Source organism: Jannaschia sp. L-14R (genome assembly GCF_056857695.1).
Genome location: NZ_JBSXNP010000010.1, coordinates 1 through 15,881 on the forward strand (window position 1 = coordinate 1; position 15,881 = coordinate 15,881).

18 protein-coding genes and 2 pseudogenes are annotated in these 15,881 nt (G+C 58.1%); 10 read left to right on the forward strand and 10 right to left on the reverse strand.

Annotated features, from left to right (window positions below; translation table 11 throughout):
- The 9 genes and pseudogenes from AC13C2_RS08330 to cuyA form a co-directional block, all read right to left on the reverse strand.
- The coding region (locus AC13C2_RS08330) for a hypothetical protein (protein ID WP_482886525.1) at positions 1-182 on the reverse strand (182 nt) is incomplete at its 3' end.
- Between the two features lie 58 nt (positions 183-240).
- Positions 241-441, reverse strand: a pseudogene (locus AC13C2_RS08335) (transposase); the annotation flags it as partial.
- A 179-nt stretch (positions 442-620) separates the two neighbouring features.
- Positions 621-1,532 (reverse strand): HAD-IIA family hydrolase, encoded by a 912-nt coding sequence (locus tag AC13C2_RS08340; RefSeq protein ID WP_482886526.1) that lies wholly within the window; start codon positions 1,530-1,532, stop codon positions 621-623.
- On the reverse strand, positions 1,529-2,338 hold the full coding sequence (gene phnE, locus AC13C2_RS08345; RefSeq protein WP_092763838.1) for a phosphonate ABC transporter, permease protein PhnE: 810 nt from the start codon (positions 2,336-2,338) through the stop codon (positions 1,529-1,531). Before phnE (AC13C2_RS08345) ends, AC13C2_RS08340 begins: the two co-directional genes overlap by 4 nt.
- A complete protein-coding gene (phnE, locus tag AC13C2_RS08350; RefSeq protein ID WP_092763836.1) occupies positions 2,335-3,129 on the reverse strand; it encodes a phosphonate ABC transporter, permease protein PhnE in 795 nt (264 codons plus the stop codon). The genes phnE (AC13C2_RS08345) and phnE (AC13C2_RS08350) overlap by 4 nt, the downstream gene beginning before the upstream one ends.
- Entirely contained in the window at positions 3,126-3,902 is a 777-nt protein-coding gene (gene phnC, locus AC13C2_RS08355) for a phosphonate ABC transporter ATP-binding protein (RefSeq protein WP_092763878.1), read from the reverse strand. Before phnC ends, phnE (AC13C2_RS08350) begins: the two co-directional genes overlap by 4 nt.
- 54 nt (positions 3,903-3,956) lie before the next feature.
- A complete protein-coding gene (phnD, locus tag AC13C2_RS08360) occupies positions 3,957-4,940 on the reverse strand; it encodes a phosphate/phosphite/phosphonate ABC transporter substrate-binding protein (protein WP_092763834.1) in 984 nt (327 codons plus the stop codon).
- A gap of 143 nt (positions 4,941-5,083) precedes the next feature.
- A complete protein-coding gene (cuyB, locus tag AC13C2_RS08365) occupies positions 5,084-5,839 on the reverse strand; it encodes a cysteate racemase (protein WP_482886527.1) in 756 nt (251 codons plus the stop codon).
- Positions 5,840-5,851: 12 nt separating this feature from the next.
- Positions 5,852-6,865, reverse strand: a complete 1,014-nt coding sequence (gene cuyA, locus AC13C2_RS08370; protein ID WP_482886528.1) for a D-cysteate sulfo-lyase — start codon at positions 6,863-6,865, stop codon at positions 5,852-5,854.
- A gap of 112 nt (positions 6,866-6,977) precedes the next feature.
- Between cuyA and AC13C2_RS08375 the strand changes: the two are divergent.
- Both AC13C2_RS08375 and AC13C2_RS08380 read left to right on the forward strand, forming a co-directional pair.
- A pseudogene (locus AC13C2_RS08375) lies at positions 6,978-7,082 on the forward strand (LysR family transcriptional regulator); the annotation flags it as partial.
- A 171-nt stretch (positions 7,083-7,253) separates the two neighbouring features.
- Positions 7,254-7,931, forward strand: coding sequence for a substrate-binding domain-containing protein (locus AC13C2_RS08380; protein ID WP_482886999.1), 678 nt, complete (start codon positions 7,254-7,256; stop codon positions 7,929-7,931).
- Here the strand turns inward: AC13C2_RS08380 and AC13C2_RS08385 are convergent.
- A complete protein-coding gene (locus tag AC13C2_RS08385) occupies positions 7,872-8,741 on the reverse strand; it encodes a LysR family transcriptional regulator (RefSeq protein WP_482886529.1) in 870 nt (289 codons plus the stop codon). The genes AC13C2_RS08380 and AC13C2_RS08385 overlap by 60 nt on opposite strands.
- Positions 8,742-8,929: 188 nt before the next feature.
- Between AC13C2_RS08385 and dctP the strand changes: the two genes are divergently transcribed.
- From dctP to AC13C2_RS08425, 8 genes are all read left to right on the forward strand, one after another.
- Positions 8,930-9,970, forward strand: coding sequence for a TRAP transporter substrate-binding protein DctP (gene dctP, locus AC13C2_RS08390; RefSeq protein WP_482886531.1), 1,041 nt, complete (start codon positions 8,930-8,932; stop codon positions 9,968-9,970).
- Positions 9,971-10,050: 80 nt separating this feature from the next.
- On the forward strand, positions 10,051-10,560 hold the full coding sequence (locus AC13C2_RS08395; protein ID WP_092763824.1) for a TRAP transporter small permease: 510 nt from the start codon (positions 10,051-10,053) through the stop codon (positions 10,558-10,560).
- Complete coding sequence (locus AC13C2_RS08400) at positions 10,560-11,861, forward strand: TRAP transporter large permease (RefSeq protein ID WP_482886532.1); 1,302 nt, start codon at positions 10,560-10,562, stop codon at positions 11,859-11,861. The genes AC13C2_RS08395 and AC13C2_RS08400 overlap by 1 nt, the downstream gene beginning before the upstream one ends.
- 41 nt (positions 11,862-11,902) lie before the next feature.
- Positions 11,903-12,625, forward strand: a complete 723-nt coding sequence (locus tag AC13C2_RS08405; protein WP_482886533.1) for an alpha/beta fold hydrolase — start codon at positions 11,903-11,905, stop codon at positions 12,623-12,625.
- A 190-nt stretch (positions 12,626-12,815) separates the two neighbouring features.
- Positions 12,816-13,682, forward strand: coding sequence for an amino acid ABC transporter substrate-binding protein (locus AC13C2_RS08410; protein WP_092763818.1), 867 nt, complete (start codon positions 12,816-12,818; stop codon positions 13,680-13,682).
- Positions 13,683-13,742: 60 nt separating this feature from the next.
- A complete protein-coding gene (locus tag AC13C2_RS08415) occupies positions 13,743-14,462 on the forward strand; it encodes an amino acid ABC transporter permease (protein ID WP_482886534.1) in 720 nt (239 codons plus the stop codon).
- A gap of 2 nt (positions 14,463-14,464) precedes the next feature.
- Positions 14,465-15,121: an amino acid ABC transporter permease gene (locus AC13C2_RS08420; protein WP_092763814.1), complete on the forward strand. Its 657-nt coding sequence runs from the start codon at positions 14,465-14,467 to the stop codon at positions 15,119-15,121.
- Complete coding sequence (locus AC13C2_RS08425) at positions 15,118-15,846, forward strand: amino acid ABC transporter ATP-binding protein (RefSeq protein ID WP_092763812.1); 729 nt, start codon at positions 15,118-15,120, stop codon at positions 15,844-15,846. The genes AC13C2_RS08420 and AC13C2_RS08425 overlap by 4 nt, the downstream gene beginning before the upstream one ends.
- Positions 15,847-15,881: the final 35 nt, after the last annotated feature.

The window sequence follows — 15,881 nt, forward strand, 5'->3', positions numbered from 1 at the left end:
CCCCGCGATCGAAGCTTGCGATCGCTGTATTGCTGCTCTGACGGCGTACGTGGTCGTGGCGCTGCCGTGACGAACTTGTCCCATAGTGCTTCCTTCCAGTCCATCGAATGGATCGCACCATCAAACCGTGGGATCAAACACCTAGTCAGCGTCGCCATGCCCACGCCAAGGTCGTCAGCCACCTGCTTGCGCGTCAGCCCGCTAGTTGTTCAGTCCCGGCATCAAACCGTGACAGGTTCACTGCAAGACTGTCTCGAACAGATAACAGAATAGCCGGATTTCGCGGAAGCGCCCATGGTGGTTCTTGGAAAAGGCCGAATGATCCGGCACCGGATCAGCCAGGCCGAACTTGCAAAACTACCGGTAAGCCAGATTGACATGCACCTCTTTGCAAAGTCGCCGCTCGGACCGGATGCCCATGCAATAGCCAAGCAAAAGCATAGGTGTGCGATTTGGAGAGATTGCGCCGCGTCGTCGATGAGCGTGACGTGCGACAATTCAGGAGTGATTTTACCTGTACGACCGAGTTGATGGCAGGCCGCCCAAATGGATCTCATCAATGGTATATAGAATATCCAAGCCGCCGCCAGGGAATATGTCGATAAGTTCACTTCGCATAATCAAATCCGGTCGATGATAAAGTCGGGAACGATCGCCGAGCGCCGGATGGCATTGGTCACATCCAAATTAGTCAGCGATCCATATCCGGTGACGAGAGCGGTAGCAAAACCAGCCTGATGTCCGCCGAGGATGTCGGTATGCAGAGTGTCACCGACCATGAGTACGCGTTCAGGCGGGGTCGGGCGTTCAAAGCGCGTCCGCGCCATCTCGAAAATGTCGGGAAATGGTTTGCCAAAGAACACCGGTTCGATGCCCGTCGCATCCGCAAGTTTGTGCGCGAACCAGCCGGGTTCACGCGACAAGCCGTTTTCTCGTGGGGCGACCATGTCCGGATTGCCGACAAGAACAGGGCGCGGCGAGCGGATCAGCGCGGTCTCCAGCAGCGTCTGACGCGCGTCGGTCCAGCCGTCAGAGCCGACGAGCAGAAACCCATCCACACGGTCGTAATCGTTAGGTTCATCAGTGAGGATGCAGGCGTTGAGATTGGAAATCTCGCCTAGGTCCGCGGTCGGATTCAGCATGACACCCCAGTTGGAGTGCGGCTCGCTCTCGACGCGAAGCAGGAGGGCGTCACGGCTGGTCACGACCTCGGATGGCGCGAAGTCAAAGCCGAGCGCGGCATAGCGCGTCATCATCCGGGCTTTCGGATAGCCGGCGGAGTTGGACACGACGGCGACGGATTTGCCGGCTTGGCGAAGCGCGGCAATGGTCTCTGCGGCACCGGGAATGGCGGTTTCACCGACGTTCAGCACACCATAGGCATCGAATAGGATCAAATCGAACGGCGCAACAATATCGGCGAAACTGGCATTGAGCGCGCGCCCGCCGCCGGTGGCCGGGGGCAGGCGATGTTGCACGCTCAGATAGGCTTCAAACGCCTCCGCAGGATCGACGAACTGAAAGCCGATCAAAGGATGCGGCGGCGCAGGAATGCCGAGATCACTTCGCCAATGATTACCAGCACGATGATCGCGATCAGGATGGTCGCGACCTCGGGCCAGTTGAAGGTGTCGATGGCACCCTGCAGGATAATCCCGATACCACCGGCGCCGACCAGCCCCAGCACAGTGGATTCTCGCAGATTTATGTCCCAACGCAGGATCGCCACGGCCCAGAAGGTGGGCATCACCTGTGGCACGATTGCGTAAACGATGACCTTGAAGCGTGACGCGCCGGTGGCCTCCAGCGCTTCGACCGGGCGCGTATCGATCTCCTCGATCGCTTCGCCCAGAAGTTTGCCGATGAACCCGATGGACCGAAACATGATCGCCACGATTCCCGCCACGACGCCGGGACCGAAAATGGCGACGAACAGAAGCGCCCAAATAATCGTGTTAACCGACCGGGACGTTACAAGGATCAGCCGCCCAAGCCACAGTGTCACTTGGTTTGGCGTGGTATTCTGCGCGGCGATATAGGCCACTGGCAGCGAAAACAGCACCGCAAAGGCCGTGGCAAAGGTCGCGATGTTCACCGTGTCCCACAGCACCCGCAGGATCGTGCCAAGGTTACTGGGATCGGGTGGATACATCCGCCCGAACAGGTCGCTGATTTGTTCCGGTGCGCCCCAGACCCATGCCCAGACCACCTCGATCGAGGTCAGAGCCCAAGCTATGGCCAGACCGCAGCCCAGCAGAATGGCCCAGCGGGTGAATTTCTGTTTCGGGGTGAAGCGAACCCAGTCGTCTCGACCGAACTGTTCTGCGATGGACGTCATTGAATGCGCTTTCGTATGGCGCCGCTGACTGCCTCCGACAAAAGGATCGCACCGACAATGACGATGGTGATGGCAAGCGCGAAGTCGTAGTCATAGCGCCCGAAGGCGTTGGCCAGCGTTGCACCGATACCGCCCGCACCCACGATCCCAACCACGGCGGAGGCCCGCAGGTTCGAGTCCAGTTGATAGATGGTCAGGCCGATCTGGCGGGGCATGATCTGCGGAAAGATCGCATAGACCAGTGTGGACAGATAGGGCGCACCAGCTGCCCGCATCGCTTCGACCTGGCCGAAGTCGATTTCTTCTATCCGCTCGGCAAGCATCTTGGCGACGAAGCCGATGGAATAGACGATCAGCGTAAGAACCCCGGCGAAGGGGCCAAAGCCGACCGCCTTGACGAACAGGATGGCGACGATCACGGGATGAAAGCTGCGGGCGATGATGATTATCGCCCGGCCAAGGTAGAAGATCGGCAGGGGAGCAACATTACGCGCTGACATGAATGCGATCGGGATCGATAGAAGCACGCCTCCCGCCGTCGCCAGCACCGAGATCTTGAGGCTTTCGAGGAAACCGTCCATCAGCAACTGGCTGCGTTCGAAGCTGGGCGGGAAGGCTCCGCCAAAGATCCGGCCAGCACGGACGATGCCTTCGGCAACGCGGTTCCAGTCGATGGGCATGGTCAGGCCGACCCAGCCGAAATAGGCGATTGCACCCAGATAGACGGTCCAACGGAGCACCGGGTTCGCAATGAAAGGCGGTTTTGACCATGTGTCGCGCGCCGCGCTCATGACGCCGCAGCCATGTCGTCGGTGCGGTCCGCGTGCGGGCTGCCAGCATAGATCTCGTCCATCGCGGCCTGATCGAGCTGCGCTGGTTTGTCGTCGAAGATGATACGGCCATAGCGCATCCCGACGATCCGGTCGGTGTATTCCTTGGCCTCGGTCACGTTGTGGATATTGATGACGACGGGCAACTTCAGTTCGCCCGCCAGATCGCGCAGCAGACCCATGATCTGCTCCGATGTCTTGGGGTCTAGCGATGCTGTCGGCTCGTCCGCCAAAAGGATGTCAGGGTCCTGCATCAGGGCACGCACAACGCCGACGCGCTGACGTTCGCCGCCCGACAGCTGATCGGCGCGGGTGTTGGCGTAATGAGCGATGCCGACGCGTTCCATCAATTCGAACGCACGGCGAATGTCCTTTTTCGGATAGCGACGTGTCACTGCGGCCCAGGTGGAAATATATCCAAGCCGTCCGGACTGGACGTTTTCCATCACCGTCAGGCGGTCGACGAGATTGAAGCTTTGGAACACCATCCCGATTTTGCGGCGCGCCGCGCGCAGGTTCTTACCACGCAGGCTGGTCAGCTCGGTCCCGTTTAGATTGATTGAACCTGACGTCGGCTCCACCAGCCGGTTGATACAGCGCAGCAGCGTGCTCTTGCCGGCACCAGACGACCCGATGATCGACACGACGCTTTCGCCCTCGATTGTCAGGTCAAGATTCTTGAGAACCGGATCCCCGCTGCCATACCGTTTGACGAGGTCAGTGATTTTCAACATTTGGACCGCCTTCTGTGTGGGGCCGACCCAATAGACCGGCCCCAACGGGAAATATCATTCAGCAGCAAGGCCTTGGGGCGTATACTCGACACCATTGGCCGACTGGATCTGGCGAATGACGGCCCATTGATCCTTGTAGGTGATCGGAACGAACTTGGTGACGCCGGAGAATTCCTCGCCCAGTGCGGTGCCGGCGAAGTCGAAGCTGAAGAAGGCTTCCTTGATCTTCTCTTTCAGCTCTGGCGCCAGGTTGTAGGCCACACCGTAGGACGTTGTCGGGAACGGATCACTTTCCCATACGATGCGAACGTCCGCAGGATCGTAAAGGCCACGCTCTGCCATGCGATCCACGACTTCGGACGCGACAGGGGCCGCATCATAGTCGCCCGCGACCACACCCAGCATGGACTGGTCGTGGCTGCCGGAATAGATCACTTCGTAGTCCTGATCCGGCACGACGCCCAGATCGGGGAACAAGGCGCGCGGCGCCTGATTGCCCGAGTTCGACGTGGGCGAGGTGTGCGCGACGCGCTTGCCCGCCAGGTCGGCCATTTCCTTGATGTCACTGTCGGCCTGCGTGTAAACCTGCAGCTTATAGCCGAACTGGCCGTCTTCGGCGCCCATGATGGCAAAAGGCTCCACGCCTGCAAGGTTCACTGCAAAGGGTGTCGGCCCGGTGGAAAAACCTGCGATATGCAGGCGGCCCGACCGCATGGCCTCGACCTCGGCGGAGTTCGATTGCACTGCGAAGAACTGCACGTCCTTGCCGGTGACCTCTTCCAGATGTTCGATGAACGGGGTCCAGATGTCCTCGTAGATCGCGGGATCTTCGACTGGCGTATAGGCAAAGACGAGGGTGTCCGGGTCTATCAATTCGCTGGGGTCAGTCGGCGCATCGGCGACAAGATCGCCGTCCGCATCGCAATACATGACGTCGAGTGTGCCCCGGTTGGCGCACTCCTCCTGTGCCAGCGCGCTGCCGGCCGTCATAGCGAAGGCCGTCAGAAGACCCGCGCCGAGAATTATTACCTTAGGCATGTTTTTCTCCTCCCTGGTGTGTTCCGCATGTCATTCACGGAACGACTGGCGTGGATACGACCACCAAAATCTGCGATTGGCAACGTTCCCCCTGACATCTTCTATGGCACAGATTGAAGTCAGGCGGCAAAGCGGCAACAACTCTAGGGATGTTTCACATGCGGTTCCGATTGCCAGGTCACGCGTTTGGCCCGGACGCCTGAAAATACAACAATCGCGTTTGCCAGAACATCCAGCGTGTCCAATACCGGAACCGGACAACGGATCTGTTTGCTGACTAGGGAAAATTCGGTGCAGCCTATGATGACGCGCGCATCACCCTCGCGAACAAGCGTGGCAGCCTCATTTTCCAACAGGGTGAGGTCGGCCTGGCTTGGTCCGTGTTTCTTGATCCGGCGTATGGACGCCAGGATTTCGGTCTCGTCTTCAGGGAAAGCTGACCTTAGATCCGCGTCTTCCAAAAGGTTTCTGAACAGGCCTGTCCGGTTCGTCGCAGGCGAGGCGAGAACGCCGACGACGTCCCCGCGCGTCATGCCACATGCGGCCTCCGAGCAGGCGAGGCGGGGCATGTTCAGCAACGGGATGTTGACGGCTTGCACGATGTTTGACGCATATAGATGCGCCGTGTTGCACGGCATGGCCAGAACCTGCGCACCGGCCTGTTCCAACCTTTTGGCCATCTGAGCCAAGACCGGCCCCGGGTCGGGCCCGTCCTGTGTGATAATATGGCGGATGCGCGAGGGTACCTGCGGGTTCATATCCACGATCATCGGGGCATGATCCTGATCGCCTTCCGCCGCGGTGGCGGCGTGCACCCTTTGCATCAGCGCGATGGTCGCCTCGACACCCATGCCGCCCAGAACACCGACGCGCCGAAACCTGTTTGCGGCATCCGTCATGTCGCTATCCGGTCAGGACCAGCGGTCCGAGAAGTCGAAGGCGGCATCGTAGCCGAATAGCGCCGCTGACCCCCCGGTGTGCAGAAAAACTACCCGCTCGCCCTTTTTGAAATGTCCTTTCCGGATCAGGTCGATCAAGCCAGCGGCGCCTTTGGCTGAGTAAACCGGATCAAGAAGAATCGCTTCCAATTCCGCAAACATCTGGATCGCCTCCAGGCCGCTTTCCGTGGGGATGCCGTATCCCTCACCGACATAGTCCGTGTTGGCCACGACGTCCTTACGGGTCACGACCCCCGGACATCCAAGCTTCTCCGCTGTTTTGCAGGCAAGCTTAAAGACGTTTTCTTCCTGTTTCATCTTGGGTGCGCGAACGCCGATGCCCAAAAGAGGGATCTGTGCATTCATTGCCTTCAGCCCGACAACCAGGCCCGCCTGCGTTCCTGCGCTGCCGGTGGCGGTCACGATATGATCGATCTTCATGCCTGTGCCGTTCACTTGGCCCAGAAGCTCGAAAGCGCAGTTGACATAGCCCAAGGCACCCGTCGGGTTCGAGCCGCCGCCCGGAATGGTATATACTTTCTTGCCGTCGGCCCGCATCTGATCTGCGATTTCTTCGATGACGGCGTTGAAATCCCCGCCGCCTCCGCGCTTTTCGGTCGTCGCACCATGCAGGTGGTCCAGAAGCACGTTGCCGTTGTTGTTGTAATTGGCATCGTTTGACCCTGTGCGGTCTTCCAGTACGATGTGACACCCCATGCCCATCTTGGCGGCAAAGGCCGCGGTCTGGCGAGCATGGTTGGATTGGGTCGCGCCTTGAGTGACGACGATTTCCGCGCCTTGGAGCTCGGCTTCGGCCATAAGAAACTCTAGTTTGCGCGTCTTGTTGCCACCGGTAGACATGCCCGTGCAGTCATCCCGTTTGATCCAGATTTCCGGACCGCCCAGTTCCTTGCTCAGGCGATCGAGGCGTTCGAGCGGCGTGGGGAGGTGGGCGAGGAATCGGCGCGGAAAACGGGCAAGGTGCATTGCATGATCCTTAATTTGCTTCATTCGATGTTTACTTGCGCAGAACCATCATTCCTAATGCAAATTGGCACATGTAACTTGCGTTGATCGCAATTTTGAAGGGAAGTGGAAAATGCGGTTGGAGTGGATCGACGATATACTTGCGGTGCTCGATAATGGATCGCTTGCGCGCGCTGCCGAAAAGCGGCTGTTGACGCAATCCGCATTTACCCGCCGCGTTCGTCTTATCGAGGACAGCATCGGCACCGAACTTTTTGATCGACGACGCAAGCCGGTGACGGTGATGGCCGGGGTCGAAGCTCTGGCACCGGAACTGCGCGACCTGAGCCTGCGTCTGCGGAAAATGCGTTACAGGTTGAAAACGTCCAGCAGCCAGACGAATGGCAAGATGAGCATTGCCTGTCAGCATGCGATCACCACAACGGTTTCGCCTTGGATCGTGCGAGCCATGGCGCAATATGACGACATGTCGGTCAGAGTGCGGTCAGGAAATCAGGACGAGTGTATGGTGCAATTGTTGTCCGGTGAGGTCGATTTCGCCGTGATGTATACTGTACCCGGCGACCAGACGGCAGTTTTCGAAAAGGCTTTTGAAACACGGCAGATCGGCAGTGACATGCTGGTGCCGGTTTGTGCCCCGTCACTGGAAGAGATTGCATCGTCGCCGCAGATTCCAGTCATAGGCTACCCTGGGGGCGTTTTTCTTGGGCAGGTCTTTGATCGGATGATCGCGCCACGCTTCAGGGCAGACATTACGATCGTGGCCAAGGCCGAAACCGCCCTGACGCTGGCCGCATACGAGTTCGCTCTGGGCGGGCTCGGCGTGGCCTGGCTGCCGCGGTCACTGGTCGCTAGCGCTCTCGCACACGAAACGCTTGTTTCGCTTGAGGCGAGCCTTCCGATGCAGGCGCTTGAGATCAGGGCGTTCCGTCTACGGGACGGTCAGGATACGCAGACTGATTCCATCTGGCACAATATCTTGACTGATATCGTGTTGCCGGCGAATTTAAAGCGCTTCCCAGACGCGTTTTCCGGTCATGTCCAGACGGTCGAGCGAACAGTGTAGTGAAAGCGTCAGTGTCGCTTCCCATTCAGGTCCGCCGACCTGCATCAGGGAGCCGCTCGCGATTTCTTCGCTGACCGCTCCTTCCGGGAGCCAGGCAATACCGCTGCCCGATAGCACGCGTCGCTTGATGGCTTCTGTCAGTGCATCCATGTAGCGCAGCTTCAATGGTGGTTTCCGCTTTCCGATTGTCTGATCGACGACTGTGCCGAGAAAACTGCTGGGATCATATCCCAGGTAGGGAATATCCCTGATGTCGGAGCGATCAAGATCCCATCCCCCGTCAGTCGCGGCGGATGTTTTCGCCACCGGAATGAACTGCTCGGTGCCGATGTCCTTGCGCACGAACAGGGCTTCATCGAAATTCGGGGCCACGTCCTTGTAGCTGTAGTAAAGTAGAAAATCGCATGTCGCCTCCAGCAGAAGATGACAGCACGTACTCAGGTTATCGGAATAGACACGCACACGCAGGTCCGGAAACTGCTGCTCAAGATCCGCGATGCGGCGCGACAGATAATTGACCGAGATCGTGTGCAGCACGGCAAAACGCTGGAATGCCGTGCTGCCGCGTTCTTCGGCGCGGATGCTTTGACGAATGTCGGACAGGTTCGCGATTGTCTCTCGCGCGACGGGCAAAAACTGATGGCCGGCATCAGACAGCTGGATCGGATATGTGGAACGCTTGATCAGCGGAACGCCCAGCCACATTTCCAGCGATTTGATCCGCCGACTGAAGGCAGGTTGGGTGATATTTCGTTCTTCCGCCGCCCGCGTAAAGTTCAACGTGCGACCTAAGCAGGCAAAGTCCTGCAACCAGTTCAGATCCATCCGATGAAAATATCTTCATAACGCCTTGCTGTAAAGTAACTATGCAAATTTTGCATGATTCAATTCCATGTTTGAATTGGCGCCCGTCGAAACTCGGCCCTTACCGTTGGGCTCAGGTTGAGGCGTTCCGGGTCCCCCCACCAACAACCGGTCAGATACCCAGAAAACGTCAGATGCAGACAAAGATCTGTCAGGCGCTCAACGACAACATGGAGATAACGATGAAGATCACATGGAAGAAAACATTCGCGGTGACAGCATTTGGGCTGGTCGCGACAACGGGTGCCGTCCAGGCTCAAACGACCCTGCGCCTGTCCACATACGTCAACGAAGCCGACATCCGCTATCAGGGCTTCCAGCATTTCGCCGAACTGGTGGCGGAAAAAACCGGCGGGAGCGTCACGGTCGATATCTTTCCGTCCGGAACGCTGCACGGTTGGTCCGAGGGAGTGGATTCGCTTCAGGGTGGCGTGTCCGACATCAGTTGGATCAATGCCGACAATCGTCTGCCCTGCTATGCGGTGACCTCGCTTTATCCGGCGGAAGTCAGCCTTGAAAACCAGGTCGAGATGGATGCCGCCTATGCCGAACTGGTCCGCGCGGAAGCTGCCAATGTGAACCTCGTGCCGCTGATCAATTCCAACTATTCCTACGATCAGGAGTGGTGGTTCGAAGAGCCTATCGACGACATCGGAAAACTCGACGGCCAACTGGTGCGGTCAATCGGACCGCTGGTCAGCATGATGATCGAAAGCTGGGGCGGTGAGCCGGTTTTTGTTGCGCCGAAAGAAGTATTCCAATCCGCCGAGCGCGGCGTTGTTGACGGCATCAACATGGGTGTCGCGACCTACAGTTCATGGAAGCTGTGGACGGTCATGCCCTACATGGTGAACGCCAACCTGTTTTACGGCAACATCCAGTACATGATGAACAAGGACAAGTTCGACGCGCTCACCCCGGAAGAACAAACCGCGCTGACCGGAGCGGCGACAGAAACGGAAGCCTGGCTCAAGCCGCTTTATGAAGGCTGGGTTGATCAACAGGTCGGCAATGCCGTGATGCAAGGCGGCGGTTCCGCCGTTTCGATCTCCGATGAGCAGCGCGCAAGCCTGATCGCCAGCGTCAAGGACAAGTGGGACGCCGAAGTCGATGCGGCATGCGGTGCCGGCCTGGCGGGCGAAATCCGCGACTTGCTGGCCAGCAACGCGCCCTGAAGCGTCGCCGCATCCATCATGGTGATCCGCATGGAGGCGGATCACCAATGGTCAGATCGAACTACGGAATGAGACTTGGCATGGACGAGGAACTCGACCGACTTATCCGAGGTGTCGAACGCTGTGTCGTCTGGCTTGCAGGGGCAGGGGGCGTGATCGTTCTGATCCAGATGGTCTGGATTTCCTACGGGGTCTTCGTTCGCTACGGGCTTGGGAAGCCTGACCGGATGGTGACCGAAGCGACGGCCTTGCTGCTGTTCCCTGTCGCTTTCGCCGGTCTGGCCTATGCCATGCGCGAGGATGCATATCCCAAGGTCACCATGGCGACCGATCTGCTGAAGCACCGCATGCGCAAGGTCTTCGATGTGATCAACCATGTGCTGATGCTGGGGGTGGGACTGTTTTTTTCCTATGCCGGGGTCAGCGCTACGATCCGCGCCTACAATTCCGGCGTGGCTTCGGAAATCCTGCTGTGGCCGCGCTATCTTTTCTGGGCGCCGGGCGCGTTGGCGCTGGTTCTGTTCTCATTTTATGCCGCATTGCGCCTGATCCGATTGATCCGGACGCCCGCCGCCTACGGAGACCGCTGATGGAATGGTATACTGTCGGGCTGGGTCTTCTTGGTCTCTTGATGCTATTTATCGTGATCGGATTGCCGATCCCTTTCGCGCTCGCGGCGGCTTCCATGCCGTTTCTTTGGCAAATCCAGGGCTGGAGCACTTCGATCGTCTCGGCGGAGCTGAAGCTATGGGGCGTCTGGATCGACTATATCCTGCTGGCCGTACCGCTTTTCGTCTTTCTGGGCGAGTTGATCGGCAAGTCGAGGATTGGGCCGAACCTGTATCAGTTCCTGCACCAGGGCGTGCGGATCAAGGGGTCCGCCGCTTACGGCTCCATCGGCGCCAGCGCAGGGTTCGGTGCGGTCTGCGGCTCGTCCATGGTGGGGGCGCTGACCATCGGCGGTGTGGCGTTGCCGGAAATGCTGCGTCTTGGGTATGGCAAGCGCCTGTCCAGCGGGGTTCTGGCAGCGGGTGGTACGCTGTCGGTGCTCATTCCGCCCAGCCTGATCCTGCTCTTCTACGGGATTGTGACGGATCAGAGCATCGGGGATCTGTTCATCGCAGGGGTCATTCCGGGCGTCTTGCTGGTTTCGAGTTTTGTTGTCGTCGTGCTGATCTGGGGAATGCTCAGGCCGCAGGACATTCCGGGGCGTGAAGATGTCACGAAAATGCCTTTCCTGATGATCTTGAACACGGTCGGGCCTGTCTTGCTGATCGGCCTCGTCATCACCGTAGCGATCTATGCGGGCATCGCTACCCCGACCGAAGCCGCCGCAGTGGCCGCCCTGCTTACCGTCATCCTCGCCTTCGGCGTCGGTGGTCTGACGTGGCAGGGGTTCAAGGACGCGCTTTTCGCAACCATGCGGACCATGGGCTATCTCGGGCTGCTGCTGTCCGCCGGGGTCCTGTTCGGCTTCGTGCTGACCTATTACCGCGTGCCGCAACAATTCACCGAGCTTTTTCTATCCTTCGACCTGTCGCCCACAACCGTCCTGATCATCGTGCTGGTCTTCTATATCGTCCTCGGGATGTTCCTGGAGCCCGTCTCCATGACTTTCATCACCCTGCCCACGATTTATCCGTTGATGAGCGCCGCTGGCTATGACCTGATCTGGTTCGGTGTGGTCTATACCATTACGATGGAGATTGCGGTGCTGACGCCGCCTGTGGGGCTGAACCTTTATGTCATTCAAGCCATAAGTCGGGACCAGGTCAGCATCGGCGATGTAATCATGGGCTGCCTGCCTTTCATTGGCATGATGGTGCTGTTGATCGCGGTGCTTATTGCGGCACCCGATATTGCTCTCTGGCTGCCGGAGCAGATGCAGTGACGATGACGCCCTTGCTGCCTCATCGGCGTGCAGGACGCGGAATGCCGTTGGTGCTTATCCACGGCTATCTTGGCGGATCAAAGCAATGGGCGCAGGAAATCGCCCATTTCAGCAAGCATTTCGATGTCATCGCACCCGCCCTTCCGGGCTTTGCCGAGGCCACCGATTTGCCGGCCTGTGAACGGATCGGCGATATGGCCGATGCCATTATTGAACTGCTAGATCAGCTGGATATGACCGAGTTCGTGCTTCTGGGCCACTCCATGGGTGGCATGATCGCGCAGGAGATTGCAGCAAAAGTCGGGAAACGTGTGCTCGGGCTGATCCTGTACGGCACCGGGCCGCTGGGTCTTTTGCCCAATCGGTTCGAGCCTATAGAAATCTCACGAGAGCGGCTGATGGCCGATGGTGTCGAAGCGACCTCAAGACGGATCGGAGCCACCTGGTTTCGCGACGGTGAAGCGGCGGCCGCGTTCGAAATGGTGGCTAGTATCGGAGCTGCGACGAGCCGTGAGGCCGCGCTCGCGGGCCTTGATGCGATGGCTCATTGGGACGGTCGCCCTGCATTGCGGGATCTTGAGATGCCGACGCTCATTCTCTGGGGCGAACTGGATCAATCCTATCGCTGGGGGCAGATCGAAATACTTTGGCGGACATTGCCAAACGCGCAACTGGCGATCCTTCCGGGGACATCCCACGCGGCCCACCTTGAAAAGCCAAAGCTGTTTAAGGCTATCCTGGAAGACTTCCTGAGCGACAAATAAACTTGCGATTTATGCAAGTTAACCGTACCAATTTGCATTGGACTGGCTATTGGCAAAGGGTTTAGACACGATGAGGACAGACTGCGATGACCTCGTCATAGCCAGAAGTCCAAATCCGGGGTCGCAGCGGCACGGACCGGCCTGACAAAACTAAAAAAGCCGAAAATCTCAACCAACAAGGAGAAATGGAATGTTATTCAAGCGAATAATGCTGACAACAGCCTTTGCTATAGGACTTTCGGCACCGATGGCGTCTGCCGAAAGTCACGGCGGGACATTGGACAAGATCGCCTCGAGCGGCGAGATTGTTCTTGGCTACCGCGAAAGCTCTGTACCGTTTTCATATCTCGACGAAAACCAGCAACCGATCGGCTATTCCATCGATCTGTGCATGAAGATCGTGGATGCTGTGGCTGCGGAACTGGATAAGGAACTGACGGTCAGATACGTGCCGGTCAATCCGAAGACGCGGATCGCCCTCATGGCAAATGGTACGATTGATCTTGAATGCGGCTCGACAACCAACAACCTGACACGTCAGCAGCAGGTCGAATATCTGCCGGTGACCTTCGTGACAGGCACAAAAATCCTGACCCGCAAGGATTCCGGCATCAGCTCGGTGGACGATCTGGACGGCAAGTCCATCGCGCTGGCGCAGGGAACGACCAATGAGCGGGCGGTCATGGCCGCGGTTGAAGCTGCGGGCATGGACGTAAAGATCCTGCCTGTGCGCGATCACGCCGAGGGCATGTTGTCCCTGGAAACCGACCGCGTGGATGCATACGCCTCCGATCACATTCTGCTCTATGGTCTGATCTCGAAGTCAAAGACTCCAGACGATTTCGCGGTCGTGGGTGATTTCCTGTCGTTCGACCCATACGCCCTGATGGTGCGACGCGATGACAGCGCCTTCGAACTTGTCGGTAAGAAAGCCTTGGCAGACGTTTTCCGGTCGGGCGAGATCGACGCGATCTACGCGAAATGGTTCGATGAGCTGGGCGTTCCCGCCGATCCGCTGCTGGAAGCTGCCTTCGAACTTGGCGCGTTGCCCGAGTAAATGAAAACTGGACCGGCAGTGCAGTAGCTTGCCGGTCCTTTCATCAGCGGGGCATGACAGATGAACTACAACTGGAATTGGGCTGTTCTGTTCGAGGAACAATATCTTTCTTGGTTGATCAGTGGATTTGGCTGGACCGTGTCAGTCGCGCTGAGTGCATGGTGCATTGCATTGGTGATCGGTGCGCTGGTCGGAGTCGGAAAAACGGTGCCAAACCGTGTGATCCGGGCCGTCAGCGCGACCTACGTCGAGATTTTCCGCAACGTGCCGCTGCTGGTGCAGATATTCATCTGGTATTTCGCCGTTCCCGAATTGCTGCCGGATGACTGGGGCCGGTGGATGAAGCGCGACATGCCAAATCCGGAATTCGTTACCGCGGTCATAGCGCTCGCGCTGTACACCGCATCGCGCATCGCAGAGCAGGTGCGCGCAGGCATCGAGACCGTGCCTCCCGGTCTGACCTCCGCCGCAACGGCACATGGCCTCAGCGTGTCGCAAACGTATCGCTACGTCCTGTTGCCGATCTCGTTTCGTATGATCGTGCCGCCACTGACGTCCGAGTTTCTGACGGTCTTCAAGAATTCTTCCCTGGCTCTGACCATAGGTCTTCTGGAACTGACCGCCCAAAGCCAGCAGATCGCCGAGTACACGTTTCAGGGCTTTGAAGCCTTCACCGCCGCAACCGTGATTTATGTGTGCATCGCACTCGTGGCGACTGGGCTGATGCAACTGCTCGAGAAATATACCCGTATTCCCGGCTACGTCGGCACGGAAGGTTGAGCATGGCAGATTTCGACTTCAATGTTATCTGGTCTTCCTTGCCGTTTCTCTGGCAGGGGCTGCAATTGAGCCTCTGGCTGACCTTTCTGTCGATTATCGGGGGTATCGTACTGGGCACATTGCTGGCGCTGGCGCGGCTTTCGGGCATTCTTCCGCTGTCCCTGATCGCCGCCACATACGTCAACCTGATCCGGTCGGTTCCCCTGATCCTCGTGATCTTCTGGTTCTATTTTCTCGTGCCCCTTGTGCTGGGGCGGCCGATCGGCAGCTTTTACTCGGCGTTGATCGCCTTTGTTCTCTTCGAGGCGGCCTATTACTCTGAAATCATGCGTGCAGGCATCCAGAGCGTGAAGCGCGGGCAGATCCACGCCGGTCAGTCGACCGGCCTGAATTATTGGCAGATCCAGCGCTATGTTGTCCTGCCGCAAGCCTTTCGGAACATGATCCCGATCCTTGTAACGCAAGGCATCATTCTGTTTCAGGACACGTCGCTGGTCTTCGTCGTTTCCTTGCGTGATTTCATGACGGCCTCGTCGATTGTCGCGCGGACAGAAGGCAGACTGGTCGAGATGTATCTCTTTGCAGCTGTTGTCTATTTCGTAATATGCTTCTCCGGCTCGATGTTAGTCAGAAGCCTCAAGTCCCGGATGAGCACATGATCAGTATCGAAAACATCAGCAAATGGTATGGCGATTTTCGCGTGCTGAGCAACTGCACGACAAGCGTCCGCAAAGGGGAGGTGGTCGTGGTCTGCGGCCCGTCCGGTTCTGGTAAATCGACTCTGATCAAATGCGTCAACGGGTTGGAGCCGGTGCAGGAGGGCAAGATTACCGTGGACGGTGACGAGGTGACCGCCAAGCGGGCCAACCTGACCGCGCTGCGATCGCGTATCGGCATGGTTTTCCAGCATTTCGAGCTTTACCCGCACATGTCGGTGCTTGAAAATCTTTGCCTGGCCCAAGAGAAAGTTCTCGGTCGGGGCCGGAAAGAAGCTGTGGTCCGTGCGGAAAAGCTGCTGACGCGGGTTGGTATGGAGGACCACGCAAAGAAGTATCCGAGCCAGCTCTCCGGTGGTCAGCAACAGCGTATAGCGATCGCGCGCTCGCTCGCTATGGATCCGATCGCGATGCTCTTTGACGAGCCGACCTCGGCCCTCGATCCGGAAATGATCAAAGAGGTGCTGGATGTGATGATCGAACTGGCACAGGAAGGGATGACGATGATGGTTGTGACCCACGAGATGGGTTTCGCACGCAAAGTGGCGGACAGGGTCATCTTCATGGACGAGGGCGCAATCGTGGAAGACAGGCCGACGAATGATTTCTTCGACAACCCCGAGAGCGAGCGCGCCGAGGATTTCCTGTCGAAGATACTTGGGCACTGACGGGGAAATAAGAACAAAAACCTGACTTTGCCGAT

Coding starts and splice junctions, on each gene's coding strand:
- phnE (WP_092763838.1), bottom strand. CDS start 2,338: ATGACGTCCATCGCAGAACAGTTCGGTCGAGACGACTGGGTTCGCTTC.
- phnE (WP_092763836.1), bottom strand. CDS start 3,129: ATGAGCGCGGCGCGCGACACATGGTCAAAACCGCCTTTCATTGCGAAC.
- phnC (WP_092763878.1), bottom strand. CDS start 3,902: ATGTTGAAAATCACTGACCTCGTCAAACGGTATGGCAGCGGGGATCCG.
- phnD (WP_092763834.1), bottom strand. CDS start 4,940: ATGCCTAAGGTAATAATTCTCGGCGCGGGTCTTCTGACGGCCTTCGCT.
- cuyB (WP_482886527.1), bottom strand. CDS start 5,839: ATGACGGATGCCGCAAACAGGTTTCGGCGCGTCGGTGTTCTGGGCGGC.
- cuyA (WP_482886528.1), bottom strand. CDS start 6,865: ATGCACCTTGCCCGTTTTCCGCGCCGATTCCTCGCCCACCTCCCCACG.
- AC13C2_RS08380 (WP_482886999.1), top strand. CDS start 7,254: ATGAGCATTGCCTGTCAGCATGCGATCACCACAACGGTTTCGCCTTGG.
- dctP (WP_482886531.1), top strand. CDS start 8,930: ATGCAGACAAAGATCTGTCAGGCGCTCAACGACAACATGGAGATAACG.
- AC13C2_RS08395 (WP_092763824.1), top strand. CDS start 10,051: ATGGACGAGGAACTCGACCGACTTATCCGAGGTGTCGAACGCTGTGTC.
- AC13C2_RS08400 (WP_482886532.1), top strand. CDS start 10,560: ATGGAATGGTATACTGTCGGGCTGGGTCTTCTTGGTCTCTTGATGCTA.
- AC13C2_RS08405 (WP_482886533.1), top strand. CDS start 11,903: ATGCCGTTGGTGCTTATCCACGGCTATCTTGGCGGATCAAAGCAATGG.
- AC13C2_RS08410 (WP_092763818.1), top strand. CDS start 12,816: ATGTTATTCAAGCGAATAATGCTGACAACAGCCTTTGCTATAGGACTT.
- AC13C2_RS08415 (WP_482886534.1), top strand. CDS start 13,743: ATGAACTACAACTGGAATTGGGCTGTTCTGTTCGAGGAACAATATCTT.
- AC13C2_RS08420 (WP_092763814.1), top strand. CDS start 14,465: ATGGCAGATTTCGACTTCAATGTTATCTGGTCTTCCTTGCCGTTTCTC.
- AC13C2_RS08425 (WP_092763812.1), top strand. CDS start 15,118: ATGATCAGTATCGAAAACATCAGCAAATGGTATGGCGATTTTCGCGTG.